This is a genomic window from Methylobacterium haplocladii, from assembly GCF_007992175.1.
GTDB classification, from domain to species: Bacteria; Pseudomonadota; Alphaproteobacteria; order Rhizobiales; family Beijerinckiaceae; genus Methylobacterium; species Methylobacterium haplocladii.
The window spans coordinates 29574-53588 of record NZ_BJZT01000028.1 but is presented as its reverse complement, the minus strand read 5'-3'; the positions used below and the strand labels follow the sequence as shown (position 1 = coordinate 53588).

The following is a 24015-nucleotide window of genomic DNA, read 5'->3' as shown; positions in this document are numbered from 1 at the left end:
CCAAAGGCAACGCCTGAGCGATGCGCGAGCAGAGAGCCGAATGCCGCCGATGACGACCAACCGCCTGCTCACGGTCGCGGCGATGCGGCGGGTCGATGAAACCGCGATCGCCGACGGCATGCCCGGCTACCGGCTGATGCAGGCCGCCGGCGCTGCCGTGGCCGAACGCGTCCGCGCCCTGGCACCGTCCGGCGGACGCATCCTGATCCTCTGCGGCCCGGGCAACAATGGCGGCGACGGCTTCGTCGCCGGCAGGCTGCTCTCCCGAGCCGGTTTCGGCGTCGTATTGCGGCGGATGGGGGAGGTCGCCGGCCTCTCCGGAGACGCGGCCCTCGCCGCAACCGATTGGGTGGCAGCGGGTCAGCCGGTCGACCCGGCAGGGCCGGGGAGCGACCTTTCCGGTTTCGACCTGATCGTCGACGCGCTGTTCGGCGCCGGGCTCTCGCGCGACATCGATGGCGAGGCGCGGGCGTTGATCGCCGCGATCGACGCCTCCGGAACAGCCGTCCTCGCGGTCGACGTGCCGAGCGGCCTCGACGGCGACAGCGGCGCGGTTCGCGGCGCGGCGGTCACGGCGACGGAGACGATGACCTTCGTGGCCCTCAAGCCCGGTCACCTGCTCCAGCCGGGACGCTCGCTCTGCGGCGCGCTCCACATCGCCGATATCGGCACTGGCGAAGCGGCTCTGGAAGCGGGGCTCGCGGTCGACAGTCTCGCGGCCTTCCGCAACGGACCGGATCTCTGGATCTCCGCTTTTCCGAGGCCCGGCGCGCAGGGCCACAAATACACCCGTGGTCACGTCCTCGTCCTGTCGGGGCCGGCCTTCAAGACCGGCGCGGCGCGGCTGGCTGCCCGCGCGGCGCTCCGCGTCGGGGCGGGGCTGGTGACCGTGGTCGCCCCGAGCGGCGCCATGGCCGAGAACGCCACCCATCTCACCGCGATCATGCTGCGCGCCTGCGACAGCCCCGACGACCTCGACGACATCCTCACCGACGAGCGCCTCGACACCGTGCTGATCGGACCGGGCCTCGGCATCGGAGAGGCGACCCGCGACCTCGTCGCCGTCGCAGCCTCGGCTGGCCGCAAGCTCGTCCTCGATGCCGATGCGCTGACGAGCTTCAAGGGACAGGCCCCGCTGCTCGCCGACCACATCGCTCAGGGCGACTCACAGGCCGTGCTGACGCCGCACGAGGGCGAGTTCGCCCGGCTGTTCGCCAACACGGACGCCACCGACGAAGGTCTTAACAAACTCGAACGTACCCGGCGCGCGGCGGCGATCCTCGGCGGCGTCGTGGTACTCAAGGGCTCCGACACCGTCATCGCCGCGCCCGACGGCCGGGCCGCGATCAACGACCACGGCACGCCCTATCTCGGCACTGCAGGCTCCGGCGACGTGCTCGGCGGCCTGATCGCCGGGCTGCTGGCGCAGGGCATGCCGCCGTTCGAGGCCGCTTGCGCCGGGGTCTGGCTGCATGGCGATGCGGGGCTGCGGCACGGGCCGGGGCTCATCGCCGAGGATATTTCGGAGCTGATGCCGGCGGTGCTGTCGGGGCTGCTGGCGCTTAGCTGACGTCGAAACTCGTCCACAGCCCCGTATCGAACCGCTCCAGCACCGTCGAGCTGATCAGCCAGCGGCCGGGGTTGTCGGCAAGGAAGGCGATGCGGGCGAGCTTTCCGTCGAGAAGCTGGAAGGTATCGAGCCAGTAGGGCTCCCAGCCGTCGTCGAGGGGGTGGAGCAGGCGGAAGGCGTGGCCGTGGACGTGCAGGGTCTGCAGGAACGATGTGTCGTTCCGGACCGTCAGCACTACGACTTGGCCGCGCTTCACGCTGAAGGCGGGGGCCGCGCCGGCGGTCCCGCTGACGCCGTTGACCTGCCAGATCCGGGTCGGGTCGCCGGTGAAGGCCGGCTCGACGCCCGGCTTGTTCGTGTCGATCTTGGCCCCGCCGGTGAGGACGAGGTCGCGGCGGAACGCGTTCTGCAACCGCACCTCGGCCGGCAGCAGCGTGTTGTTGCCGATGCCCTTGATCTCCGGACGCTTCTGCGTGAGCGGCGCGCCATTGGCGGTGATGGTGGCCAGCGCCAGTCCGCTGCCGATCAGCGCGTTGATCGTCACCGCGGCGCCGGCCTCGGCCGGCATGTCGAGCAGCAGGTCGTAGCGGGTGCCCGGCGCGAAGGGCAGCGTCGCGCGCAAGGGCTCGAAGGTATCGGTCGGCTGGCCGTCGACGGCGACGACATAGGCCTTGGCCCCATCGAACCTGATGCGGGTCGTGCGGGCGTTACACGCATTGGCGATCCGCAGGCGCAGGCGGCTTCCCGGTGGCACCTCGACCGCATCCGGGATCGGCCGGCCATTGAGGGTGACGAGATTGCCGAGCCGGCCCGAGGCAGCGGCGAAGGACACCTGTCCGAACGGCAGCGGCTGGCCATCCTCTTCCAGCCGCACGTCCTGCAAAAGGAAACTCAGGTCGCGGTCGACGGCCGGCGGCGTCTTCTCCTCGACGACGAGCAGTCCGGCAAGGCCGCGGCCCGACGGCTCGCTCGAACCGCCGACGACGAGGGGCCGGATCACCGACGTGCCGGCATCCGGCGGCGTGAAGGCGTAGGTGAAGCTCGCGCCCGGCGCGATGGGAGGCTGCGTCACCCCGCCGACGCCGTCCATGGCGTTCTGGTTCCGCACGCCGTGCCAGTGCAGCGAGAGTGGTTTCTCGGTTTTGTTGTCGAGCTTCAGTCGCACGGACTCGCCGTGCTTGATCCGCAGAACCGGCGGCGCCGACTTGCCGTCGAAGCACCAGATCGGGGTTTCCTTGGCCGGCTCCGGCTTCAGTCGCGTCTTGCCGGGGCCGGCCGTCCAGATCGTCTCCGCCTGCGCCGCGCCCGGCGCTGCTTGCGAGAAAGCCGGCCGCGGTACCCAGGCGAGCGCGGCGGCGCCTCCGAGGAGGGCGCGTCGGGACGGTCCGGACCGGGCTTTGCGTGACGGCATGGCACTCGGGTTCGCGATGGAGGAGCGGAACGCTGCGGCTGTTCCTTAACGGCGTGTGCCTGCCGCCGCCACCGGGCCGCCGGACGCCTGAAGTTTTTTGCTGCGGCCCGGAATGCCCGTGTTATAGAGCCGCCCCTGTGCGGCCGGACGTGTGCCTCCTCGCAGGTGCCCGCGGGCGTGGCGGAATTGGTAGACGCGCTGGTTTTAGGTACCAGTGTCGCAAGACGTGGGGGTTCGAGCCCCTCCGCCCGCACCAGTCCAGCCGCCGTGACCGCCGAGGGGCCTGTGACGGGCTGACCCGCGGTCGCGTCGAGACGGCCCCCGACCCCCGGATCGGTCCGTCGCCCCGTCACGGGTTCGCCCGCGGCGGACGAAGCCATTGCGTACGAATTTCAGAGAAGCGGACGAGACGACGATGCAGGTGACCGAGACGACTTCCGAAGGGCTGAAGCGCGAGTTTCAGGTGCTTCTGCCCGCGAGCGAACTCGAGGATCGCCTGAACACCGAGCTCTCGAACATCAAGGGCAAGGCCCAGCTCAAGGGCTTCCGCCCCGGCAAGGTGCCGGTGGCGCATCTGCGCAAGGTCTACGGCAAATCCGTCATGGCCGACGTGCTGCAGAACGCAGTCAACGAGGCGAACCAGAAGATCGTCGCCGACAACAGCCTCAAGCTGGCTCTCGAGCCGCAGATCGAGTTCCCGAAGGACGAAGACAAGAACATCGTCGAGCGCGCGCTCGACGCCAAGGGCGACCTCGCCTTCAAGGTGAAGCTCGAGGTCCTGCCGACCTTCGAGCTCGTCGATCTCTCCGGCGTCACGCTGACGAAGCCCGTCCTCAAGCCCTCCGACGAGGAGGTGCAGGAGGCGCTCGACCGCATGGCCAAGCAGAACCGCGACTTCACCCCGAAGGACGAGGGCGCCGAGGCTGCGACCGGCGACAAGGTCACCATCGATTTCGTCGGCAAGATCGACGGCGTCGAGTTCGAGGGCGGCAAGGGCGAGGACGTCGAGCTGGAGCTCGGCTCGAACAGCTTCATTCCCGGCTTCGAGGACCAGCTCGTCGGCGCCAAGGCCGGCGACAGCCGCGTCGTCAAGACCGCCTTCCCCGAGGGCTACCAGGCCGAGCAGCTCGCCGGCAAGGACGCCGAGTTCGACGTCACCGTGAAGGCGATCCAGGCGCCGGGCGAGGTCGTGATCGACGACGAGCTCGCCAAGCGCTTCGGCATGGACGATCTCGAGAAGCTGAAGGAGGCCGTCAGCAAGGCGATCGGCACCGACTACGAGGCGCAGTCGCGCCGCAAGCTCAAGAAGGCGCTGCTCGACGCCCTCGACGAAAAGTACGCCTTCGAGCTGCCCCCGAGCCTTGTGACCCAGGAATTCGCGAGCGTCTGGGCCCAGGTCGAGCAGGACCTCAAGACACGCGAAAAGACCTTCGAGGACGAGGGCACCACCGAGGAAAAGGCGACCGCCGAGTACCGGACCATCGCCGAGCGGCGGGTGCGTCTCGGACTGGTGCTTGCACAGGTCGGCGAGACGGCCGATATCAAGATCTCCGACGAGGAGGTCAACCAGGCCCTGTTCGCCCGGGTGCGTCAGTTCCCCGGCCAGGAGAAGGTGGTCTACGACTTCTATCGGAATAATCCGCAGGCGCTCGCCGAGCTTCGCGCGCCGCTGTTCGAGGAAAAGGTCGTCGACCACGTCCTCGGTCAGGTCACGCTCGTCGAAGAGCCGGTCTCCAAGGAGACGCTCTTCGCCGACGACGACGAAGAGGCCGCACCTGCCGAGACGAACGAGGCGGCGACCGAGACGGCCGCCGGCTGAGGCCCGCACCCGGGTTCAGGGAGGCGGGCCTGATCAGGCGGTGTTAAGAACCGCCGTAGTTGGCTTGTAACACCGGCTTCGGAGCGATTCGCTCCGGCCGGTCCCTGACCTTGAGGGCGTGACGATGAGAGATCCGGTCGACTATTTTCAGAGCAACCTCGTCCCGATGGTGGTCGAGCAGTCGAGCCGCGGTGAGCGCGCCTTCGACATCTATTCGCGCCTGCTGCGCGAGCGCATCATCTTCCTCACCGGCCCGGTTGAGGATTACGGCGCTTCGTTGATCGTCGCGCAGCTGCTGTTCCTCGAAGCCGAGAATCCGAAGAAGGAAATCTCCTTCTACATCAATTCGCCCGGCGGCGTGGTGACCTCGGGCCTGTCGATCTACGACACCATGCAGTTCATCCGCTGCCCGGTGACGACGCTCTGCACGGGTCAGGCGGCCTCGATGGGTTCGCTGCTCCTCTGCGCCGGCGAGCCCGGCCAGCGCTTCTCGCTGCCGAACGCCCGCATCATGGTCCACCAGCCCTCCGGCGGATTCCAGGGCCAGGCGACCGACATCCTGATCCATGCCCGCGAGATCGAGGCGCTGAAGCGGCGCCTCAACGAGATCTACGTGAAGCACACCGGCCGCGACTACGAGACCATCGAGAAGGGCCTGGAGCGCGACAACTTCATGACCGCCGATGCCGCCAAAGAGTTCGGCATCATCGACGACATCCTGCACAAGCGGCCGGAGCCTGCGGCGGCGTGACCTGCGGCCGGGGGAACCCGGCGGCGGCCCGATGCGTCCTTTTGGCGACGGATCGGGGTGCTCCGCCGGTTGATCCGGAAGCGGCAGCATGATTGCATCGTGGTTCTGACTCCTTCGGCACCGATGTAAGCCCCGAGGTGACTGTTTCTTTAGGCAGATACCTTTAACTATGAGCGATGCGCGTTCGTCCCTTGCCGGCGTCGCGCTCGCGGAGCGGAGACCGACATGAGCAAGACTGGCGGCAACGACTCGAAGAGCACGCTGTACTGCTCGTTTTGCGGCAAGAGCCAGCACGAGGTCCGCAAGCTGATTGCGGGCCCGACGGTGTTCATCTGCGACGAGTGCGTCGAACTGTGCATGGACATCATTCGCGAGGAGTCGAAATCCTCGCTCGTGAAGTCGCGCGACGGCGTCCCGACCCCGAAGGAAATCCGCCGCGTCCTCGATGACTACGTCATCGGCCAGGACTACGCGAAGAAGGTCCTCTCGGTCGCGGTTCACAACCACTACAAGCGCCTCGCCCACGCGACGAAGCACTCGGACGTCGAGCTGGCAAAATCCAACATCATGCTGATCGGGCCGACCGGTTCGGGCAAGACGCTGCTCGCGCAGACGCTCGCCCGCATCCTCGACGTGCCGTTCACGATGGCGGATGCGACCACCCTCACCGAGGCCGGCTATGTCGGCGAGGACGTCGAGAACATCATCCTCAAGCTGCTCCAGGCCTCCGATTACAACGTCGAGCGGGCGCAGCGCGGCATCGTCTACATCGACGAGATCGACAAGATCTCCCGCAAGTCGGACAACCCCTCGATCACCCGCGACGTTTCGGGCGAGGGCGTGCAGCAGGCGCTCCTGAAGATTATGGAAGGCACCGTCGCCTCCGTGCCTCCGCAGGGCGGCCGCAAGCACCCGCAGCAGGAGTTCCTGCAGGTCGACACGACGAACATCCTGTTCATCTGCGGCGGCGCCTTCGCCGGGCTGGAGCGGATCATCTCTCAGCGCGGCAAGGGCACATCGATCGGCTTTGGCGCCACCGTGCAGGCCCCGGACGACCGCCGCACAGGCGAGGTGTTCCGTTCGGTCGAGCCTGAGGACCTTTTGAAGTTCGGCCTCATCCCCGAATTCGTCGGCCGTCTTCCGGTCCTGGCGACGCTTGAGGATCTCGACGAGACCGCGCTGAAGCGCATCCTGCAGGAGCCGAAGAACGCCCTGGTGAAGCAGTACGCCCGCCTCTTCGAGATGGAGAACGTCGAGCTGACCTTCCAGGACGAGGCTTTGTCCATGGTCGCCCGAAAGGCGATCGAGCGGAAGACCGGCGCCCGCGGCCTGCGTTCCATCCTTGAGACGATCCTGCTGGAAACGATGTACGACCTGCCCGGCCTCGAATCGGTCGAGCAGGTGGTGATCGGGCCGGAGGTGGTGGAGGGCAAGTCGCGGCCGCTCTACATCCACGGCGATCGCAACAAGGAAGCGCCCGCCAGCGTCAGCGCGTGAGACATCCGGGCCGTGCCGCACCAGCGTCACGGCCCGTTCGCTGCGGCGAATGTGAAACTTGAAAGCGGTGGCGGCGAGCGCCACCTCAGCACCAGCGCAGTGGCCGCACGCTCCCTTTTCGAGGTGCGGTGCCGCGCCACCAGCCGCACACGTTCGATCCGATACCCGACCATACGCGGCCCGGTCGGCCCGTGGCAGGATGCTTGCTCGTCAAAGAGGAGCGAATGCCCGGCGTCAGAGCACGAGGGAAGCCACTTATGACCCAGTCGAAATCGCGCCAGCCGGTCGTCCCGGGCTCGACGGGCTCCTATGCCGTCCTGCCCCTGCGCGACATCGTCGTATTCCCGCACATGATCGTGCCCTTGTTCGTCGGGCGCGAGAAGTCGATCCGCGCCCTCGAGGAGGCCGTCCGCACCGATCGGCACATCTTGCTCGCCACGCAGATCAACGCAGGCGACGACGACCCGTCGACGGACCAGATCTACACGATCGGCACGCTCGCATCCGTGCTGCAGCTGCTGAAGCTGCCCGACGGCACCGTGAAGGTGCTGGTCGAGGGCGCCGGCCGCGCCAAGATCGAGGCCTTCACGCGTTCGGACGAGTATTACGAGGCGACCGCTGAGACCCTCGCCGACGATCTCGGCGACCGCGTCGAGGCGGAGGCGCTTGCGCGCTCGGTGATCTCCGAGTTCGAGAACTACGTGAAGCTGAACAAGAAGATCTCGCCCGAGGTCGTCTCCGCGGTCACGCAGATCGACGAGCCCTCGAAGCTTGCCGACACGGTCGGTTCGCATCTGGCGGTCAAGATCGCGGACAAGCAGGCGATCCTCGAGATCCCGACGGTCGCAGCGCGCCTCGAGCGCGTGCTCTCGCTGATGGAGAGCGAGATCTCCGTTCTGCAGGTCGAGAAGCGCATCCGCACCCGCGTCAAGCGGCAGATGGAGAAGACGCAGCGCGAGTACTACCTCAACGAGCAGATGAAGGCGATCCAGAAGGAGCTCGGCGACGGCGAGGACGGCCGCGACGAGCTGGCCGAGCTCGAGGAGAAGATCGAGAAGACCAAGCTCTCGAAGGAAGCCCGCGAGAAGGCCACCGGCGAGCTCAAGAAGCTCCGCCAGATGTCGCCGATGTCGGCGGAAGCGACCGTCGTGCGCAATTACCTCGACTGGATGCTCGGCATTCCGTGGAACAAGCGCTCGAAGATCAAGAAGGATCTCCTCGGCGCCCAGGCCATGCTCGACGACGATCACTTCGGCCTTGAGAAGGTCAAGGACCGGATCGTCGAGTACCTTGCCGTGCAGCAGCGCGCGAACAAGCTCACCGGTCCGATCCTCTGCCTCGTCGGCCCCCCTGGCGTCGGCAAGACCTCGCTCGGCAAGTCCATCGCCAAGGCGACGGGCCGCGAGTTCGTGCGCATGTCGCTCGGCGGCGTGCGAGACGAGGCCGAAATCCGCGGCCACCGCAGGACCTATATCGGCTCGATGCCGGGCAAGGTCGTGCAGTCGATGCGCAAGGCCAAGACCTCGAACCCGCTCATCCTCCTCGACGAGATCGACAAGATGGGCATGGATTTTCGCGGTGATCCGTCGGCCGCTCTGCTGGAGGTCCTCGACCCCGAGCAGAACGCGACCTTCAACGACCACTACTTGGAGGTCGACTACGATCTCTCGAACGTGATGTTCGTGACGACCGCCAACACGCTGAACATCCCTGCGCCGCTGATGGACCGCATGGAGATCATCCGGATCGCCGGCTACACCGAGGACGAGAAGGCCGAGATCGCCCGCCGCCACCTGATCCCGAACACGCTGAAGAAGCATGGCCTGGATGCGAAGGAGTGGTCGATCACCAACGACGGCCTGATGATGCTCATACGCCGCTACACCCGCGAGGCGGGCGTGCGGAATCTCGAGCGCGAGATCTCCAACCTCGCCCGCAAGGCGGTGAAGGAGATCCTGATCAATAAGGTCAAGACCGTCGAGGGCACGCCGGAGACCCTGCCGGAGTTCCTCGGACCGCCGAAGTTCCGCTACGGCGAGATCGACGCCGACGATCAGGTCGGCGTGGTGACAGGTCTGGCCTGGACCGAGGTCGGCGGCGAGTTGCTGACGATCGAAGGCGTCATGATGCCCGGCAAGGGCAAGATGACGGTCACGGGCAACCTGCGTGACGTGATGAAGGAGTCGATCTCGGCGGCGGCGAGCTATGTCCGCTCGCGGGCCATCGATTTCGGCATCGAGCCGCCGCTGTTCGAGCGCCGGGACATCCACGTCCACGTTCCCGAGGGGGCGACCCCGAAGGACGGTCCGTCGGCCGGCATTGCCATGGCCACCGCGATCATCTCGACGCTGACCGGCATCCCGGTGCGCCGCGATGTCGCCATGACCGGCGAGGTCACCCTGCGCGGCCGCATCCTGCCGATCGGCGGCTTGAAGGAGAAGCTGCTCGCTGCGCTTCGCGGCGGCATCAAGACGGTGATGATCCCGGAGGAAAATGCCAAGGACCTCGTCGAGGTACCCGATAGCGTGAAGAACGGCATGCACATCATCCCGGTCGCCCGGATGGATCAGGTCCTGATCCACGCCCTGGTGCGTCAGCCGATCGCGATCGAGTGGGACGAGCCTCTTCCGCCAGTGAAGAAGCCGGGCCAGGACGATGGCGCGGCGGTGGTCGCTCACTGAGGCGATCATCCGAGACCAGACGACGACGAAAGACCTCCGGGGCGCGCCTCGGAGGTTTTTTCTTGCAATGACATGATGGTTGGCCGATCGATCCGGTCCATCCCGGCATCCATCGTCTGCCAAATAGGACATCCCCTCCTCGTCGTTGCGAGCGCAGCGAAGCAACCGACGGCGATGTCTTCAACGGTGGGGACATTGGCTCTGGGTCGCTTCGCTGCACCCATGATGACGGGGGAAGGCCGATCCCATCACTTGGAAGCCGAGCGTAACCCGTTGCTGCGAAGCGCTTGGCCCGGCCGATCCGATGGCTTAGCTTGAGGCCATCGCTCGGTGCCCGATGGAGTTCGCGCCATGGCACGGCTCTCCTGCTGCCACGCAATCGCTCTGCTCATGACCGTGGCTCCGGCGGCGGCTTTCGAGCGCGCGCCGCTGCCTTCGGAAGGCGCGCTGGAAGCGTGCCCGGAGCAGGGCGCCGGCTTCGGGCGCATCCCCGGCACCACAACCTGCATCAGGGTCTCGGGCCGTATCGCCGTCGGCACCGATGCCGGCGCGCGGGTCCGCTCACCGTCGACGGCGGCGAGTTACGGCAGGCTCTCGGTCGACACACGCAGCCAGACCGATGCCGGCCCGCTGCGCTCGTTCGTGCGGATCGACGCGGGGCAACGCTGACCCCTCAGAGGCTCCGCGAAAACACCAGCGGTGCTCGGCCGGCGTTGCGTCCGTAGGGGGAGGGAGGCGACGATGGCCGGCCGTAGACGGCAGACGTGCTGGCGTTGCCGAGTTCATCGGCCAGCGTCCGGATCAGGCCCTCGGAAACGGTGCGCGCGGTGGCAAGTACGGCCTGGTTCGTCTCGACGACGGCCGTGAAGCGGCGATGGGCCGCCTTGAGGGCCTCGATGCCTGTGGGTGCGAAGCGGGTGAGCGCGATGGCATTGGCCTTCGCCGCCTCGAGGCCGTTGAGATAGGCGGAGGCGAGCTCGGCCTTGCGCGGTGCATCGACCATGGCCTCGCGGATGCGCCCGATGCGGACGCCGTCGCTCTCGCTGGCGAGTACCGCATCGAGATCCCGCATCGTTGCCATCAGCCCGGCGACGAACGCGTCCGCCGAGGCCTTGTCGTGAATGCGGACGGCGTGCGGATCAGGCGCCTGCACGGCCGGCCTCCTGCATCTTCATCATCTCGCCGTAGACTTGGCTGGCGATGCCGACGCCGCCGCTCTTCACGATGGCGCCGGCATATTCCTTGGTGAGCATCGAGCGCCAGACGCCGCCGCCGTTGCCGTTCTCGCCGAGCGGCCCCTCGGTGCCGCTCGATTGCGTGAGCGTTTCCATGCTGTTCTCGAGGAACATCGACTCGAAGTCGTTGGCGGTCTTGCGCGCCTTGGCCGAGGCCGTGGCCTTGGCGGTGTCCATGGTGTCGCTGTCGGTCTTGGCGAGCGCCCCGGCCAGGGCCTTGCCGACGCCGACGGCGGCGGATGCTGCGAAAGTGGCGAGAGGAAGCATGATCGGGTCCTCGTTTTCTGGAAATCACATGAGTTCGATGTCGGCCTGGAGAGCGCCGGCGCTCTTGATGGCCTGGAGGATCGAGATCAGGTCGCGCGGTCCGACGCCGAGGGCGTTGAGGCCGTCGACGAGCTCACGCAGCGTCACGCCCTCCTTCACCAGCGCGAGCTTGTTGCCGTCGCCGGTATCGACCTTCACGGCGGTGCGCGGCACCACCACGGTCTGACCGTTCGAGAGCGGAGCCGGCTGGCTCACCTGGGGCTGCTCGGTGATGGTCACTGTCAGGTTGCCCTGGGCGATGGCCACGGTGGAGACGCGCACGTCGCGGCCCATCACGATGATGCCGGAGCGCTCGTCGACGATCACGCGGGCGGTCTGGTCGGGCTCGACCTTCAGCTGCTCCACCTCGGTGATCAGGCGGATCATGTTGCCGTGGTACTTCGCCGGGATCTGCAGCGTGACGGTGGCCGGGTCGGTGGGCTCGGCCGTGTCGGTTCCCATGAAATCGTTGATCGCCGAGGCGATGCGCTTCGAGGTCGTGAAATCGGGGTTCCGCAGCGACAGGCGCAGGGTGCGCGCATCGTTGAGCTTGAACGCGACCTCGCGCTCGATCATCGCGCCGTTGGAGATGCGGCCGTTGGTCGGCACGCCGCGGGTGATCTTGGCGGCCTCGCCCTCGGCAGAGAAGCCGGCGATGGCCACCGATCCTTGCGCGAGCGCATAGACCTCGCCGTCGGCACCGAGCAGCGGCGTCACCAGCAGCGTGCCGCCCTGCAGCGACTTGGCGTCGCCGAGGGAGGACACGGTGACGTCGATGCGGTTGCCCTGCGTGCCGAAGGGCGGGAGGCTCGCCGTCACCATCACTGCAGCGAGGTTCTGCGTGCGCATGGTCGCGCCGCGCGTGTTGACGCCGAGCCGCTCGAGCATCGCCTGCAGCGACTGCTTGGTGAAGGGGATGTTGTTGAGGGTGTCGCCGGTGCCGTTGAGGCCGACGACGATGCCGTAGCCGACGAGCTGGTTCTGCCGCACGCCCTCGATCGAGGCGAGGTCCTTCACCCGCGACAGGGCCGAGGCCGTGCCGGTGGCCGACAGCCACAGGGCGAGCCCCAGCGCCAGGAGCGCCAGGAGGGGGAGGGAACTTAGCCGGACGGGACGCGGGGTCATGAGGGACTCGATGAATGTCGAGACCTAACCTGCGAGGGCCGTGCCATCGTTCCGGTTTATCTAATGCGTTGAAATATCTCCAATTCCTCGTCTCGGCCCGGTCGTCGTCACGGCTCTGCCACACGTCTGTTCCTGCCGGCCCGGCAGCTTCTGCCGAGCCGTTTACCGGTGGTTAACCATGGCGGCCGGAAGACTGGACGGGCCGAGCCCTTCGGGGCACCCGTTCCCACCCGTGGCCAGGATCATGCGCGTCGAGCACCGCTTTGCCACGACCGCCACCGGACCGGCTTCCGCCGGGCGCAGAACCGAAGGCGCGCGAGCGTTCGTGCTCGCCGAGAGCGCACAGCCGGCTCGCGCCGGCACGAGCGCAACCGCGCAGACCGGGATGCTCGCCGGCCTCGACGCCATCTTGACGCTACAGGGCAACGCGGACGAACCGCAGGAGCGCCGCCGCCGTTCGGTCAAGCGCGGACACGATCTCCTCGACGGCCTCGACCGCCTGAAGGCCGCGATCCTCGGCGGCCGCGTCGCCACACACGAATTGCAGGCGATCGCGGGCCGTCTGTCCGACCGGGCCGAGTCGAGCGGCGACCCCCGCCTGGACGGATTGGTCGCCGATATCGAGCTGCGTGCAGCAGTGGAATTGGCCAAGCTCGAAGCCCTACGCGGGGTCTGACGCCGGTCAGCCCCCCAGCGGCGCCTCGAGCCTGCAGCTCACACCCTCCGGCGCATACTCCGTCCTCACCGTTCCGCCCGCCAACCCGCGTTCGATCAGACGCGACCCGAACCCTTTTCGCGATGGCGGCGCGATGGTCGGCCCGCCGCGCTCGGTCCAGGTCAGACGGAACGTGGCATCCTCGCCGGCGCCGTCGACCGCCCAGACCACCGAGACATGTCCGCCAGCCTGTGAGAGCGAGCCATACTTCGCGGCGTTCGTCGCCAGTTCGTGCAGGATCAGAGAGAGGGACAGGGCGACGGCCGGGTCGACATGCACCGTCGGCCCGTCGATGGCGAAGCGGCCGACGCCGTCGGCGTGGAGAGCCAGCGCGCCGGTAACGATATCGGTCACCTCGGCGCTTTCACGGCTGCCGGCGAGCAGGATGTCGTGTGCCTTGCCGAGCGCGATCAGGCGCGGGACGAGGTCCTCGCGGGCCGCGTCGAGGTCCGCGGCATTGCGCAGGGTCTGCGTCGCGATCGACTGCACCATGGCAAGCGTGTTCTTGAGCCGGTGGCTCAGCTCGCCGTTGAGCCAGCGCTGCTGTTCCTCGGCGCGCACCCGGGCGACGGCGGCCTGGGTCCGGTCGGCCACCGTGCGCACGAAGGCGACCTCCTCCTGCGTCCAGGCATGCGCCCGGTCGTAGTGGACGAAGGCGACCGCCGCGAGCCGGCCGCGCTCGACGATCGGTACGTTGACGAGCACGCGGATGCCGAGACCGAGCAGTGCGTCCGACATGGCGCGGGTGCGCGGATCGGCCGTCACGTCGGGGATGATCACGGTCTCGCCGCGCTTGAGGTCGTCGATGAACGAGCCGTAGTCCCGGAAGCGGTGCAGGCCGGCGATGCTGGCGGTGCCGGGCATGCGCCAATCCGGCTGCATCGTCACGGTCTCGCGGGCGTGGTCGACGAGGCCGTAGCCGGCTCGCGTCGCGCCGAGCGCACGGGCGATGACTTCCGCCGCCGCGTAGGCGATCGCCCCGACCTCGTCGAGATCGCGAAGGCGGTCGCCGAGCTCCACGAGCGCGTCCTTGCGCTGCTCGGCGGACTTCCGTTCGGTGATGTCGATGGCTATGCCGGGATAGCGCGAGGGCCGTCCCTGCGCGTCGTGATAGCAGCGGCCGCGGGCGTAGATCCATGTGACGGTGCCGTCGCCGGACAGCAGTCGGTACTCCTCGCGGAACTCGCCGGCCGTGGCGATCGCGTGTTCGATCCGCTCGCCGACGAAGGCCCGGTCGTCCGGATGGATGCCGTCGATGAAGTCGAGGATCGGCGCGCCCGCAGCGGCCACCGTCGGATCGACCTCGTACATGCGGGCGAAGGTCTCGCCCGCATAGACGCGATCCTGAGTGATGTCCCAGTCCCACCAGCCGAGCGACCCCGAAGCCTCGACGGCGAAGGCGAGCCGCTCTTCGCTCAGCGCCAGCGCGGCGCGGCTGACGCGGAGCTCGGATTCGAGGTCGTCGGAGGCCGCGAGTTCGGAGACGGCACCCGCGAGATCGAGCTGATAATCCCGGTCGGCCGCCTGCATCTGCCGCTGCACGAGCCGCCGGGCATCGAGCCCCGCATCCCGCAGCAGGGCGCGTAGGCGCGCATTCTCCGCCGCAAGCTCTTCGACCGACATGTGTTTCTGGTTCTGCCCGGTCACGCGCCGCTCGTCTCGACGCATCCGAGCTTAACGGGAAAACACTGTCCGGACAACGAGATGGAGACGATGCGGGCGCAAGCGCATCGCCGCAGGATCGGTTTCCCCGGCAGGCCGGGTTCAACGCTTCGTTGACGGTGCCGCAACGATCCTCGACAAAGCGCCCGCGTGAGGGGGCGAACGCAAGCGACGCGCCCGGGATCGCGCGGCCGATGCAGCGTCGATGCTCTTCAACTCCTTCATCTTCCTCCTCGCCTTCCTGCCGGCCGCCCTCGCGCTGCATGCGCTCGCCGAGCGCTTTCGGCCGGCCTGGCGTTTGCCGCTCCTCGTCCTGCTGTCCTTCGTGTTCTACGGTTGGTGGGACGTGCGCTTCGTGCCGCTGCTGCTGTCCTCGATCGGGCTGAACTGGCTGGTGGCGCGGGCCTTCCTGGCGCGTCCCGTCGCATGGCTGATCCCGGCGGCGATCGGCGTGAACCTGCTGGTCCTGGCGCTCTTCAAATATCTGAACTTCTTCGCCGATCTCGTCTCTCTGCTGCCCGGCATCGCAGCGCCTCACCTGGACTGGGTGCTGCCGCTCGGCATCTCGTTCTTCACCTTCCACCACATCATGTACCTGACCGACTTGAAGGCCGGCCGCGCGCCGGCCTTCGGGCTGACCAAATACGCCCTCTACATCGCCTTCTTCCCGCAGGTTCTCGCTGGCCCACTCGTGCGCTGGAGCGAGATCATGCACCAGTTCGACGAGCGCCCCTATGCCCGCGCCGACGCCATGGAGCGGATCGGGCGCGGCATCCTGCTGCTCACGGTCGGCCTGGCGAAGAAGGTGCTGCTCGGCGATCCGCTCAGCGTCTACGTGAATCCGGTCTTTCAGGCCGCCGCCGCCGGCAAGGTCGTGACCATGGCCGAGGCTTGGCAGGCGACGCTCGGCTTCACCTTCCAGATCTATTTCGACTTTTCCGGCTACACCGACATGGCGCTCGGGATTGCCCTGCTGTTCGGGCTGGTGCTGCCGCAGAACTTCGATGTGCCCTATCGTGCGACGTCGCTGCGCGATTTCTGGCGGCGCTGGCACATGACGTTGTCGCGCTTCCTGCGCGATTACCTCTACATCGCGCTCGGCGGCAATCGCCGCGGTCTCGCGCTCCAGATGGCGGCATTGTTCGCGACGATGACGCTCGGCGGCCTCTGGCACGGCGCCGGGCTGACCTTCGTCGCATGGGGCGCGGCACACGGACTCGGCCTCGCCGTTGGCGTGCTCTGGCGCAAGGCCGACCGAACCATGCCGGCGATTCTCGGCTGGGCGCTGACGCTGCTCTTCGTGATGCTGAGCTGGGTCCTGTTTCGCGCCACCTCCTTCGAGGCGGCGCTCGCCGTCTTCAAGGGACTGTTCGGGCTGGCGCCCGTCGGGTCCGGCTTCAAATGGCGCACCATCGCCATCGCAGCCGCAGTGGCGACGCTCGGCCCGAGCGCCTGGGCGGCGGTCCACAAGGCGCCGCCGAGCCGGGCGCTGGCCATCGGCGTCGCCGTACTGTTCGTGGTCGTGCTCCTGAAGATCGGGGACGATGCGAATTACGAGTTCATCTATTTCCAGTTCTGAGCGGATGACCGGCCCCGAAACACCCACTGCGGAGACACGCTGGGCCGGTTGGGCCCGGACCTTCGCCTATGGGCTCGCCGGTCTCGTCGCCGGCTATCTCGCGCTCGCCTACGCCATCGATCCCTACGACAGCGGGCGTTCATCCCTGCTCTCCGTCGATGCGGTGCGGCCCCAGGGGCCGCGAACCTCGGCGGCCGTGCGCGGCCGCGATCCGGCCTATCGGGGCGCGATCTTCGGCAACTCGCACATCCAGCTCATCGACCCGGGCCGGCTCTCGCAGGCGACCGGCATTCCGTTCGTCCAGCTTTCGGTGACGGCGACGGGGCCTGGGGAGCAATTCACGCTCATGGACTGGTATCTGCGCCATCACGCGGCACCGCGTGCCTTGGTCGTCTCAGCCGACAATTTCTGGTGCACGGACGACCCGCATCTCTCGAACGACAAGCCGTTTCCGTTCTGGCTGTTCTCGGACCGCACAGTCGTCTACCTGCGCGGCCTGCTGCGCTGGTCGGTGCTCGAAGAGCTGTCGGACCGGATCGGCTGGCTGCTGCGCAAACGGCACGAAACGGCGCCACGCGACGGCTGGTGGGACTACGAGGCGGACTATTCTGCCCTCGGCTATGCCGGCGATCCAGTGAAGGCGGCCGAACGCGAAAAGCCGGCACCCGAGGCACCGGAGGCCGGCCGTGCCGGACCGTCCTTTCCGGCGGCCGAGCGCTTCACGGCCATCGCGGCGGCTCTACCGGCTGAGACGGCGCTGATCCTGGTCTTCCCGCCGATCTACGCCGCCGCCCTGCCGCGGCCCGGTACGCCGCGTGCGCGGGCGGAGCAGGCCTGCAAGGCCGCTCTCATCGCATCGGTGCGCGGTCATCGGCGGAGCGCTGTGCTCGATTGGCGCCGCGACGGGCCGGAGGCCCGCGACCCGGCACTGTTCTTCGACCAGTCACATTACCGGCACCCACTGGCGCGCAAGGTTGCAGCAGACATCGCCGCCGCGATCGCGCGCCTGGAAGGCGACGCCAGAGCGCATTGATCGTCGAAAACCTGCGGTTGAACGAGACGCGTCGCTGACGACGCGCCGGCGCGAGACTGCCGAGCGGCGTGCACGTTCCGAAATGCTCTATTCGCGGCAGGCCACATCCCGGCAAAAAAGATTTTCTTGAAACTCGATCATTGAAATTCGGATCAAATTTGATTTTTCTCAATGTTTGATACGAAGGACCGTGACGCGTTTGCCGCATCGCGGCGACTTTTCGTGTCGAACGGTCCGATTGCCGCGCCGTACGTTGTGAACCGACAATCCCTCGCTTATACGCTCGCCCACTATCGCGGCTGACCGACAGGGATTGGCGTGAGGCGGACCATGACGAAGGTGACGATCGACGAGAGCTACGCGCCCTCCGACGCCGAACCTTTCATGAATGAGCGGCAGCGTGAGTACTTCCGTCGCAAGCTCATGAATTGGAAGAGCGAAATCCTTCGCGAGGCACAGGGCACGCTGACGGCTCTGCAGAGCGAGAACGAAAACCATCCCGATCTGGCCGACCGCGCCTCGTCCGAGACCGACCGAGCGATCGAGTTGCGGGCCCGCGACCGTCAGCGCAAGCTGACCAGCAAGATCGACGCAGCGCTGTCGCGGATCGAAGACGGATCCTATGGCTTCTGCGAAGAGACCGGCGAGCCGATCTCGCTCAAGCGTCTCGACGCCCGGCCGATCGCTACGCTGTCGCTCGAAGCACAAGAGCGGCACGAACGCCGCGAGCGCGTCTATCGCGACGATTGATCGCTGAAACCAAACGCCGACTAGAATATCACGAAACAGCCAAGATAATCTTGGCTGTTTTTCTTTATCTCAGCGCCAGAACTATTGTGCTCAAGGCCAGGAACAACGGTGGCCGGATCGGCTTCTCCGGGAACCCACTCGGAGATACAATTCAATGTCGAATGACGTTCTCATACCGCTACTGGCCATTTTCACGATCGTCGCAGTCGCCGCCTTCGCGATCTGGCAGCGCGGTCGCGTCGCAAAGGCCAAGAATCAGCCCGAGCGCTCGGCTTTCACCCAACAGCACGGGGAAGCCCCACGGCAGAACAGGCCCGGGACCGAGCACTGACGCAATCGGGACGGCAGCGACCCGGTTACGGTTTCCACACTGCTTCCAGTCGATGATCGGCTCATAGCCGAATCAAGGCCGGGAGATCCGACATGGACGGGTTGTATCGCGGGATCGAAACCTCGCTCCTGGCTTGTACGCTGATCCTCGGCCTCGCGGCCGCGGCCACCTCCACGCTTCCGCCGAGCGCCCCGGCGGCGGCGGTGATCGCGACCACGTTGCCGATGATCTCCGTCACCGCCGGCGAGCCGACGGAGTAGTTCGGGGTGCCGCTCAGGACGCGGTAGCGGTCCGGCTCGCCGCCGCGGTCTTCCCGCCACGGCGCGTCAGCAGCAGCAGGCCCGCCAGCGCTGCGACGGCGACGATCACGGCCTGCGTACCGAGCGCTTCCCAACTCCCGTTGAGGCCCCAGGACCCTACGAATTCCGGGACGCCGTCATTGTGGACGGACACGATCGCCTGCTCCTGAAGCTCCTGGAAGGCGGCCCCGACCATCTTCAGGGCCATGACGAACAGGAAGGCGGAAGTGACGATGAACATCGGCCGCAGGGGCAGGCGCAGCGCGAGCCATTGCATCGCCACGAACATCGCGACCAGGGCGAGCGACGCAACGGCAAGCCCGGCCAGTAGGCTCGTATCGAACCCGTTGGCGCCCTTGGCCAACGCGTGCAGGAACAGGATCGTCTCCGCTCCCTCGCGGAACACGGCGAGGAAGGCGATAGCGGCGAGCGAGACGATCGTCCCGGCGCCGAGCGCCTTCTCGGCGAGGCGGTTCAGGTCGGCTTGCCACGCCCGCGGGTCCTGCCGCAGGAAGAGCCAGCCGCTCATGTAGAACATCAGCGCCGCCGCGATCAGCATCACGCCTGCCTCGAACAGGTCGCTGTGGTTGCCGTCGTAATAGGTCTCGAAGACCCAGGCCATGGCGAGGCTCGCCAGCACTGCCGCGGCGGCGCCCGCATAAAGCGGCCCAATGCGCTCGGCCGCGCCTGCGCGGCGCAGAAAGGCCGCAAGAGCCGCGATCACCAGGAGCGCTTCGAGGCCTTCTCGGAACAGGATCGTGAAGGCTTGTGCGAACGTCGACCCATCCACCATCGCGAAAGTCTCCTGCCCAACTTTACCTTGCATCGGGCTGTCGTTCTACATGAACCCGAAGCTTCGGGCGCCGAAGATCCATGCGATACGTTGTTTGGAATTGTTCCGAACAAGCAATCGCAGGACCAATGACAGGTGGAACGGCCGGCTCGATTGTCCGACGACGCACTACCCTCGTTTCGGAGATCTTTTCAAGGCCTCCGGGACTGCAGCGGCGTCGCGGCAGAGCCGCGTCGGAGGGCGGCACGGCGAAGGTGGATGCTCGGATTTCGTGCAGTGAAAATGTCCACAACCTGCAACCGAACAGCCAGGCTCGGAATTGTATCGGTACAGGTTCAGCCGAGCGTTCCCGGCGAGAATTGATCGAACACAGCGTGTCGTCAGAAGCGATGCGCGGGCAGGGCACAATGGCCGTCAAAAATCGTTTCGCCGCCGTCGCCACTGGCACGTTTTTCCTTGGGTTCGCGGCATCGGTCGCCATGGCCGCACCGGCCCAGGTCGGGAGCGGCCCGACCAAGGTCGCGGATGCCGTTCAGGCCCAGCCTGCAGCCGCGATCGAGGATGACGATTCAGCCACGTGCAGCAAGTCGCGCAAGCGGCTCTGGGTGGAAGGTGAGGGCTGGATCATCCGCCGGGTCACGATCTGCCGCTGAGGCGACGGAGCCATCCCGAACCACCGAGCTCGACCCGAAGCGGGGCGTTGTTCGTATGCTGAGCGGAACGTCCGTCTTCAATTCCTCGGGATACCGGCTGGTGTCAGCATTCTGCATCGCTGGCGGGATGCAGGCATCCGGAACGACCTGGGACACGTGCGATTGGTGTCGCGTCGACTCGGGAGTTGTCTCAGATGCGTACAGCCCTTCACAGCCTCGGCCTCGCCATACTCGTGTCAGCCGGCTCTATTTCCGGGGTTACGGCCGGCGAGCGCTACGGCTACGACGGCTACACTGGCGGCTATGGTGATAGAAGCGGTTACGGCTTCGCGGCCGAAGCGATCGGCGGCAGCTATATCGGAGCGCCCCTGACGCGGTTTCCCCGCCCGAACGAGCTCGTCCCGTCGGCATGGGGCTACGGCACCTACGGGGTGCCGACGGTGACCGGCATCCGTCAGGCACCGACTGCAGCACCGACGCTGACAGTGATCGACGGCTACAAACCTGCGCCGCGCCGGCGTGCCGCGAGGGGGCCTTACCGCGGCATAACGGGGCAATGGGCACGCGAAGCCGAAACGGCAGGTTCGGGCCAAAGCGGCGTGCGCGTCATCTCGGTCACGGTCCCGAGGCGCTGACGAATGCTGCCTCCGGAGAAATCCGCGGTTGCCGGGAACACGCTTCGCGCCCTTTTTGCAGTCCCCGGATAGCACAAGTTGCAGTGGCTTCTGGGGTGTGTCTTAACCTCTTGGCTGCACTCTTCCCCTTAGAGTCGTGCCCAGTCGGGGGCGACCGCTAGGGGATCGTATGCACATCGCGATCGTCGACTCGAGCCGCGTCGTACTTAAGCTCGTGGCCGGGCTTCTAGAACCGCGCGGACACGTGATCGAGCCGTTCACGGATTCCGCTCAGGCGCTCGACTACATCTCGGCGCATCCATCGATCACCGCGCTGATCACCAGTCTCGAAGTGCGGCCGATCAGCGGCTTGGAACTGTGCTGGGCCGCACGTCTTCTCGGCGATGCCAGCCGACCGCTGTCGATCATCGTGATGTCGTCGTCCCGCTCGACGCACACGCTCGCCGAAGCGCTCGACAGCGGCGCCGACGACTTCATCGAGAAGCCGCCGAGCGCAGAGGAACTGCACGCCCGGCTGCGGGCGGCCGAGCGGCTCAACACCATGCAGAGCGCGCTGATCCGGCTGGCCGAGACCGATCCGCTGACGGGCCTCACGAACCGCCGGGCCTTCATGCGGCGCGCACACGAGGCGGTCGCCGATGCAGGGGCCGGCGGGAGTCTGGCTGCGATCCTCGTCGACATCGACCACTTCAAGCGGATCAACGACGCCCATGGGCACGATGTCGGTGACGAGGCGATCAAGGCGGTGGCCTCCCTCATCTCCGGGAACGGCATTGCCGGCCGGCTCGGTGGAGAGGAATTCGCGCTTCTGCTGCCCGATCGCGACATCGCCAGGGCGCTCGTAGTCGCGGAGCGGTTGCGCCGACGCGTCGTCGCCTTGCGCATTCCGGCGGAGGGGGGGCCCGTGAAGCTCTCCTGCAGCTTCGGCGTCAGCGCGTGGCGAAGCGGCGAGACCGTGGACGGCCTGCTCAAGCGCGCGGACATCGCCCTCTACGAGGCCAAATCGACCGGGCGCGACCGGGTCGTTTCCGCGCGCGAAGAACGGCCGCTCAGCAAAGCCTGCTGAGACGGGCTGGAACGCTTTTCGCTAACCATTAAGAAACACTAACGAAAGGTTACCGCAACTGTCCCGCATCGGGATCAGGATGGCACAGATCTTCGTAGTGCAGATCGAAATTGAACCGAAACTACCCTCCAAAGCGCTGGAACGACTCTTGTTCTGAATACCCCCGACCCGACCGCGATGTTCTGCGGTGGGACGCTCAATTGGGGGAATGCGGCATGAGTAACGCCGTCGGGGTGCTGATCATCGACGAGCCGCCCGGGCTCGATCCAAATTTCCGGGCCACGCTGGAGCACACGCCGGCGTTGCGCACGATCGGCGAGGAGGATCTCAGCCGTGGCGAGCCGGATAGCTCCGTCGCCTTGGTCTGCCTCCGCGACTCGTTGCCGGAAGCCACCTGCGAGCGGATCGCGGCCTTGCGCGACGGCCATCCGGCCTTGCGGATCCTGGTGGTCTTCCAGACCCTTCGGTCGGAAGATCTGCAGCGGCTGCTCGCTGCGGGCGCAGACGCCTTCATCGGGCGTGGCATCCCTATTCGCGACGTCTGCGGCGTCATCCTCGGCCTCGCGGGGGCCACGGCCGAGATCGGCATCGACATGCGCGAGCGCGGCTTCCTTGCCGCCCCCGAGACCCTGTCGCTGACGCCACGCGAGGCCGAAGTGCTGCGCTTCCTCAGCGCCGGGTTTTCGAACAAGGAGGTCGCGCGGCGGCTGTCGCTTTCCGTCCGCACCGTCGAGACGCATCGGTTGAACCTGCGCCGCAAGACCCAGACGGGACGCCTCAAGGATCTCGTGATGCTCGCCCGCCAACTTGGTCTCGACCCCGTTGTGGACGTCGATCTCCCGCGCCGTGGCGCCCCGCATTGAGGCGGCCGGCACGGCTGTTGAGGGATCAAGCGGCGCGCCGACCCTTCGTGGGGCGCGCCTTCGCCGGTGCTCCCTTGCGCCTCGCGCTCGTCCGCTTCGTGCTCGGAGACCTCGTGGCATCCTGTAGCCGGTTGCGGAGCAGGCTCAACACGGCCGCCTCCTCCGGCTTAAGCTGGTCGAGTTCCTCGGCCAGCTCATCCTCGACCGCCTCCTTCACCTGCAGCAGCAGCGCACCTTCGAGGTAGCAGTCGACCACCTGCGGGTGGATGTAACACTTGCGGCAGATCGTCGGCGTGTTGCCGAGACGGCTCGCGACGGATTCGATGGCATCGCGCACGTTGCGCTTGGCCTTGGCCTCGCTGTCGAAGGTCTCGAATTCCTTGAGCGCCAGGGCCGCGAGCACCGTGCCCGCCCAGGTGCGGAAATCCTTTGCCGTAAAATCCTGCCCGGTGATCTCCCGCAGGTATGCGTTGACGTCCGACGAGGTCACGTCGCGCCGTTCGCCGTCTTCGTCGAGATACTGGAACAGCTCCTGGCCCGGCAGGTCCTGGCAGGCCTTGACGATCCTGGCGACGCGCCGGTCGCGGATCGACAGGTTCCACTCCTTGCCGCTCTTGCCCTTGAAGCGGAAGGACAGTTCGGCCCCGTCGATCTTCACGTGCCGGTCGCGCAGGGTCGAGAGGCCGTAGCTCTTGTTCGCGCGGGCATAGTCGTCGTTGCCGACGCGGATCAGCGTGCTCTCGAGGAGATGCACCACCGTCGCCAGTACCTTCTCGCGGTTCAGCCCGCGCTTGCCCATGTCCGTGTCGATGCGGGCACGGATGCCGGGCAACGCATCGGCGAAGGCCATGATGCGTTCGAACTTGGCCGTCTCGCGGGCCTGCCGGAATTCCGGGTGATAGCGGTACTGCTTGCGCCCCTTGGCGTCCCGCCCGGTCGCCTGGATGTGGCCGTTGGCGTGGCGGCAGATCCAGACGTCGGTGTAGGCAGGCGGGATCGCGAGCTTCTTGATGCGCGCGATCAGGGCCTTGTCGCGGATCGTCGCGCCGTCGGCATCCTGGAAGGAGAAGCCGCTTCCGCTGCGCTTGCGCGTCAGGCCGGGCTTCGAGTCGTCGACGTAGCGCAAACCGGCCTCGACGGCGGCTTCGCGCGGATCGACGGTTCCGGTGTCCTCACAGGCTGACATGCTGGATTTCTCACGCGACGTGAGGGCTCAACCGGCATCCGATGCGGCGTGTTCC

At 66.9% G+C, this 24015-nt stretch carries 22 protein-coding genes and 1 tRNA gene; 16 read left to right on the top strand and 7 right to left on the bottom strand.

Translation table 11 applies throughout. From position 1 onward, the window contains the following. The first annotated feature begins 49 nt into the window (after positions 1 to 49). The gene (locus MHA02_RS13015) at positions 50 to 1570 is read left to right on the top strand and encodes an NAD(P)H-hydrate dehydratase (RefSeq protein WP_147079272.1); all 1521 of its coding nucleotides are present in this window, start codon (positions 50 to 52) and stop codon (positions 1568 to 1570) included. Here MHA02_RS13015 and MHA02_RS13010 read toward each other — a convergent pair. Further along, complete coding sequence (locus MHA02_RS13010) at positions 1563 to 2981, bottom strand: multicopper oxidase family protein (protein WP_147079270.1); 1419 nt, start codon at positions 2979 to 2981, stop codon at positions 1563 to 1565. The two genes, MHA02_RS13015 and MHA02_RS13010, sit on opposite strands and share 8 nt — an antisense overlap. 171 nt (positions 2982 to 3152) lie before the next feature. Between MHA02_RS13010 and MHA02_RS13005 the strand changes: the two genes are divergently transcribed. The 6 genes from MHA02_RS13005 to MHA02_RS12980 all read left to right on the top strand — a co-directional run bounded on the left by MHA02_RS13005 (position 3153) and on the right by MHA02_RS12980 (position 10398). Then, a tRNA-Leu gene (locus MHA02_RS13005) sits at positions 3153 to 3237 on the top strand. Between the two features lie 159 nt (positions 3238 to 3396). Then, positions 3397 to 4800 (top strand): trigger factor, encoded by a 1404-nt coding sequence (gene tig, locus MHA02_RS13000; RefSeq protein WP_147079268.1) that lies wholly within the window; start codon positions 3397 to 3399, stop codon positions 4798 to 4800. A gap of 124 nt (positions 4801 to 4924) precedes the next feature. Next, positions 4925 to 5551, top strand: coding sequence for an ATP-dependent Clp protease proteolytic subunit (locus MHA02_RS12995; protein WP_147079266.1), 627 nt, complete (start codon positions 4925 to 4927; stop codon positions 5549 to 5551). Positions 5552 to 5776: 225 nt separating this feature from the next. Then, positions 5777 to 7048, top strand: a complete 1272-nt coding sequence (gene clpX, locus MHA02_RS12990) for an ATP-dependent Clp protease ATP-binding subunit ClpX (RefSeq protein WP_147079264.1) — start codon at positions 5777 to 5779, stop codon at positions 7046 to 7048. A 257-nt stretch (positions 7049 to 7305) separates the two neighbouring features. Further along, positions 7306 to 9729 carry an endopeptidase La gene (gene lon, locus MHA02_RS12985; RefSeq protein WP_147079262.1) on the top strand — a complete coding sequence of 808 codons (2424 nt, stop codon included), beginning with the start codon at positions 7306 to 7308 and terminating at the stop codon, positions 9727 to 9729. 351 nt (positions 9730 to 10080) lie between these two features. After that, on the top strand, positions 10081 to 10398 hold the full coding sequence (locus MHA02_RS12980; protein ID WP_147079260.1) for a porin: 318 nt from the start codon (positions 10081 to 10083) through the stop codon (positions 10396 to 10398). Between the two features lie 4 nt (positions 10399 to 10402). Here the strand turns inward: MHA02_RS12980 and MHA02_RS12975 are convergent, their stop codons facing one another. From MHA02_RS12975 to MHA02_RS12965, 3 genes are read right to left on the bottom strand one after another with little or no spacing between them, the layout of a single operon-like run. After that, positions 10403 to 10882 (bottom strand): hypothetical protein, encoded by a 480-nt coding sequence (locus MHA02_RS12975; RefSeq protein WP_147079258.1) that lies wholly within the window; start codon positions 10880 to 10882, stop codon positions 10403 to 10405. Further along, complete coding sequence (locus MHA02_RS12970) at positions 10869 to 11231, bottom strand: rod-binding protein (protein WP_147079255.1); 363 nt, start codon at positions 11229 to 11231, stop codon at positions 10869 to 10871. Before MHA02_RS12970 ends, MHA02_RS12975 begins: the two co-directional genes overlap by 14 nt. 24 nt (positions 11232 to 11255) lie before the next feature. Next, the gene (locus tag MHA02_RS12965) at positions 11256 to 12395 is read right to left on the bottom strand and encodes a flagellar basal body P-ring protein FlgI (RefSeq protein ID WP_147079253.1); all 1140 of its coding nucleotides are present in this window, start codon (positions 12393 to 12395) and stop codon (positions 11256 to 11258) included. 244 nt (positions 12396 to 12639) lie between these two features. On the opposite strand from MHA02_RS12965, the gene MHA02_RS12960 reads away from it, so the two are divergent. Next, positions 12640 to 13071, top strand: a complete 432-nt coding sequence (locus MHA02_RS12960; protein WP_147079401.1) for a flagellar assembly protein FliX — start codon at positions 12640 to 12642, stop codon at positions 13069 to 13071. Between the two features lie 6 nt (positions 13072 to 13077). Here MHA02_RS12960 and MHA02_RS12955 read toward each other — a convergent pair whose 3' ends face one another. Continuing rightward, positions 13078 to 14733 (bottom strand): sensor histidine kinase, encoded by a 1656-nt coding sequence (locus tag MHA02_RS12955; RefSeq protein WP_170249217.1) that lies wholly within the window; start codon positions 14731 to 14733, stop codon positions 13078 to 13080. 244 nt (positions 14734 to 14977) lie between these two features. Between MHA02_RS12955 and MHA02_RS12950 the strand changes: the two genes are divergently transcribed. From MHA02_RS12950 to MHA02_RS22185, 4 genes are all read left to right on the top strand, one after another. Continuing rightward, positions 14978 to 16351, top strand: coding sequence for an MBOAT family O-acyltransferase (locus MHA02_RS12950; RefSeq protein ID WP_147079249.1), 1374 nt, complete (start codon positions 14978 to 14980; stop codon positions 16349 to 16351). Between the two features lie 4 nt (positions 16352 to 16355). Beyond that, positions 16356 to 17384, top strand: a complete 1029-nt coding sequence (locus tag MHA02_RS12945) for a hypothetical protein (RefSeq protein ID WP_147079247.1) — start codon at positions 16356 to 16358, stop codon at positions 17382 to 17384. Positions 17385 to 17714: 330 nt separating this feature from the next. Continuing rightward, positions 17715 to 18134 (top strand): RNA polymerase-binding protein DksA, encoded by a 420-nt coding sequence (gene dksA, locus MHA02_RS12940; RefSeq protein ID WP_147079245.1) that lies wholly within the window; start codon positions 17715 to 17717, stop codon positions 18132 to 18134. Positions 18135 to 18557: 423 nt separating this feature from the next. Then, entirely contained in the window at positions 18558 to 18725 is a 168-nt protein-coding gene (locus MHA02_RS22185; RefSeq protein WP_170249210.1) for a hypothetical protein, read from the top strand. Positions 18726 to 18738: 13 nt separating this feature from the next. Here the strand turns inward: MHA02_RS22185 and MHA02_RS12935 are convergent, their stop codons facing one another. Next, positions 18739 to 19557: an FTR1 family iron permease gene (locus MHA02_RS12935; protein WP_147079243.1), complete on the bottom strand. Its 819-nt coding sequence runs from the start codon at positions 19555 to 19557 to the stop codon at positions 18739 to 18741. A 359-nt stretch (positions 19558 to 19916) separates the two neighbouring features. On the opposite strand from MHA02_RS12935, the gene MHA02_RS12930 reads away from it, so the two are divergent. The 4 genes from MHA02_RS12930 (at position 19917) to MHA02_RS12915 (ending at position 22774) form a co-directional block, all read left to right on the top strand. Continuing rightward, entirely contained in the window at positions 19917 to 20210 is a 294-nt protein-coding gene (locus MHA02_RS12930; protein WP_147079241.1) for a hypothetical protein, read from the top strand. 194 nt (positions 20211 to 20404) lie between these two features. Further along, a complete protein-coding gene (locus tag MHA02_RS12925) occupies positions 20405 to 20845 on the top strand; it encodes a hypothetical protein (RefSeq protein WP_147079239.1) in 441 nt (146 codons plus the stop codon). A 169-nt stretch (positions 20846 to 21014) separates the two neighbouring features. Beyond that, complete coding sequence (locus MHA02_RS12920; RefSeq protein ID WP_147079237.1) at positions 21015 to 21911, top strand: GGDEF domain-containing response regulator; 897 nt, start codon at positions 21015 to 21017, stop codon at positions 21909 to 21911. Positions 21912 to 22126: 215 nt separating this feature from the next. Continuing rightward, positions 22127 to 22774 (top strand): response regulator transcription factor, encoded by a 648-nt coding sequence (locus tag MHA02_RS12915; RefSeq protein WP_147079235.1) that lies wholly within the window; start codon positions 22127 to 22129, stop codon positions 22772 to 22774. Positions 22775 to 22799: 25 nt separating this feature from the next. On the opposite strand, the gene MHA02_RS12910 is transcribed toward MHA02_RS12915, so the two are convergent. Beyond that, positions 22800 to 23960: a DNA topoisomerase IB gene (locus MHA02_RS12910; RefSeq protein ID WP_147079233.1), complete on the bottom strand. Its 1161-nt coding sequence runs from the start codon at positions 23958 to 23960 to the stop codon at positions 22800 to 22802. Positions 23961 to 24015: the final 55 nt, after the last annotated feature.

Bases quoted from the DNA above. Each gene is read 5' to 3' on its own strand.
- MHA02_RS13015 (WP_147079272.1), top strand. From the start codon at position 50: ATGACGACCAACCGCCTGCTCACGGTCGCGGCGATGCGGCGGGTCGAT.
- MHA02_RS13010 (WP_147079270.1), bottom strand. From the start codon at position 2,981: ATGCCGTCACGCAAAGCCCGGTCCGGACCGTCCCGACGCGCCCTCCTC.
- tig (WP_147079268.1), top strand. From the start codon at position 3,397: ATGCAGGTGACCGAGACGACTTCCGAAGGGCTGAAGCGCGAGTTTCAG.
- MHA02_RS12995 (WP_147079266.1), top strand. From the start codon at position 4,925: ATGAGAGATCCGGTCGACTATTTTCAGAGCAACCTCGTCCCGATGGTG.
- clpX (WP_147079264.1), top strand. From the start codon at position 5,777: ATGAGCAAGACTGGCGGCAACGACTCGAAGAGCACGCTGTACTGCTCG.
- lon (WP_147079262.1), top strand. From the start codon at position 7,306: ATGACCCAGTCGAAATCGCGCCAGCCGGTCGTCCCGGGCTCGACGGGC.
- MHA02_RS12980 (WP_147079260.1), top strand. From the start codon at position 10,081: ATGGCACGGCTCTCCTGCTGCCACGCAATCGCTCTGCTCATGACCGTG.
- MHA02_RS12970 (WP_147079255.1), bottom strand. From the start codon at position 11,231: ATGCTTCCTCTCGCCACTTTCGCAGCATCCGCCGCCGTCGGCGTCGGC.
- MHA02_RS12965 (WP_147079253.1), bottom strand. From the start codon at position 12,395: ATGACCCCGCGTCCCGTCCGGCTAAGTTCCCTCCCCCTCCTGGCGCTC.
- MHA02_RS12960 (WP_147079401.1), top strand. From the start codon at position 12,640: ATGCGCGTCGAGCACCGCTTTGCCACGACCGCCACCGGACCGGCTTCC.
- MHA02_RS12955 (WP_170249217.1), bottom strand. From the start codon at position 14,733: ATGTCGGTCGAAGAGCTTGCGGCGGAGAATGCGCGCCTACGCGCCCTG.
- MHA02_RS12950 (WP_147079249.1), top strand. From the start codon at position 14,978: ATGCTCTTCAACTCCTTCATCTTCCTCCTCGCCTTCCTGCCGGCCGCC.
- MHA02_RS12945 (WP_147079247.1), top strand. From the start codon at position 16,356: ATGACCGGCCCCGAAACACCCACTGCGGAGACACGCTGGGCCGGTTGG.
- dksA (WP_147079245.1), top strand. From the start codon at position 17,715: ATGACGAAGGTGACGATCGACGAGAGCTACGCGCCCTCCGACGCCGAA.
- MHA02_RS22185 (WP_170249210.1), top strand. From the start codon at position 18,558: ATGGACGGGTTGTATCGCGGGATCGAAACCTCGCTCCTGGCTTGTACG.
- MHA02_RS12935 (WP_147079243.1), bottom strand. From the start codon at position 19,557: ATGGTGGATGGGTCGACGTTCGCACAAGCCTTCACGATCCTGTTCCGA.
- MHA02_RS12925 (WP_147079239.1), top strand. From the start codon at position 20,405: ATGCGTACAGCCCTTCACAGCCTCGGCCTCGCCATACTCGTGTCAGCC.
- MHA02_RS12920 (WP_147079237.1), top strand. From the start codon at position 21,015: ATGCACATCGCGATCGTCGACTCGAGCCGCGTCGTACTTAAGCTCGTG.
- MHA02_RS12915 (WP_147079235.1), top strand. From the start codon at position 22,127: ATGAGTAACGCCGTCGGGGTGCTGATCATCGACGAGCCGCCCGGGCTC.
- MHA02_RS12910 (WP_147079233.1), bottom strand. From the start codon at position 23,960: ATGTCAGCCTGTGAGGACACCGGAACCGTCGATCCGCGCGAAGCCGCC.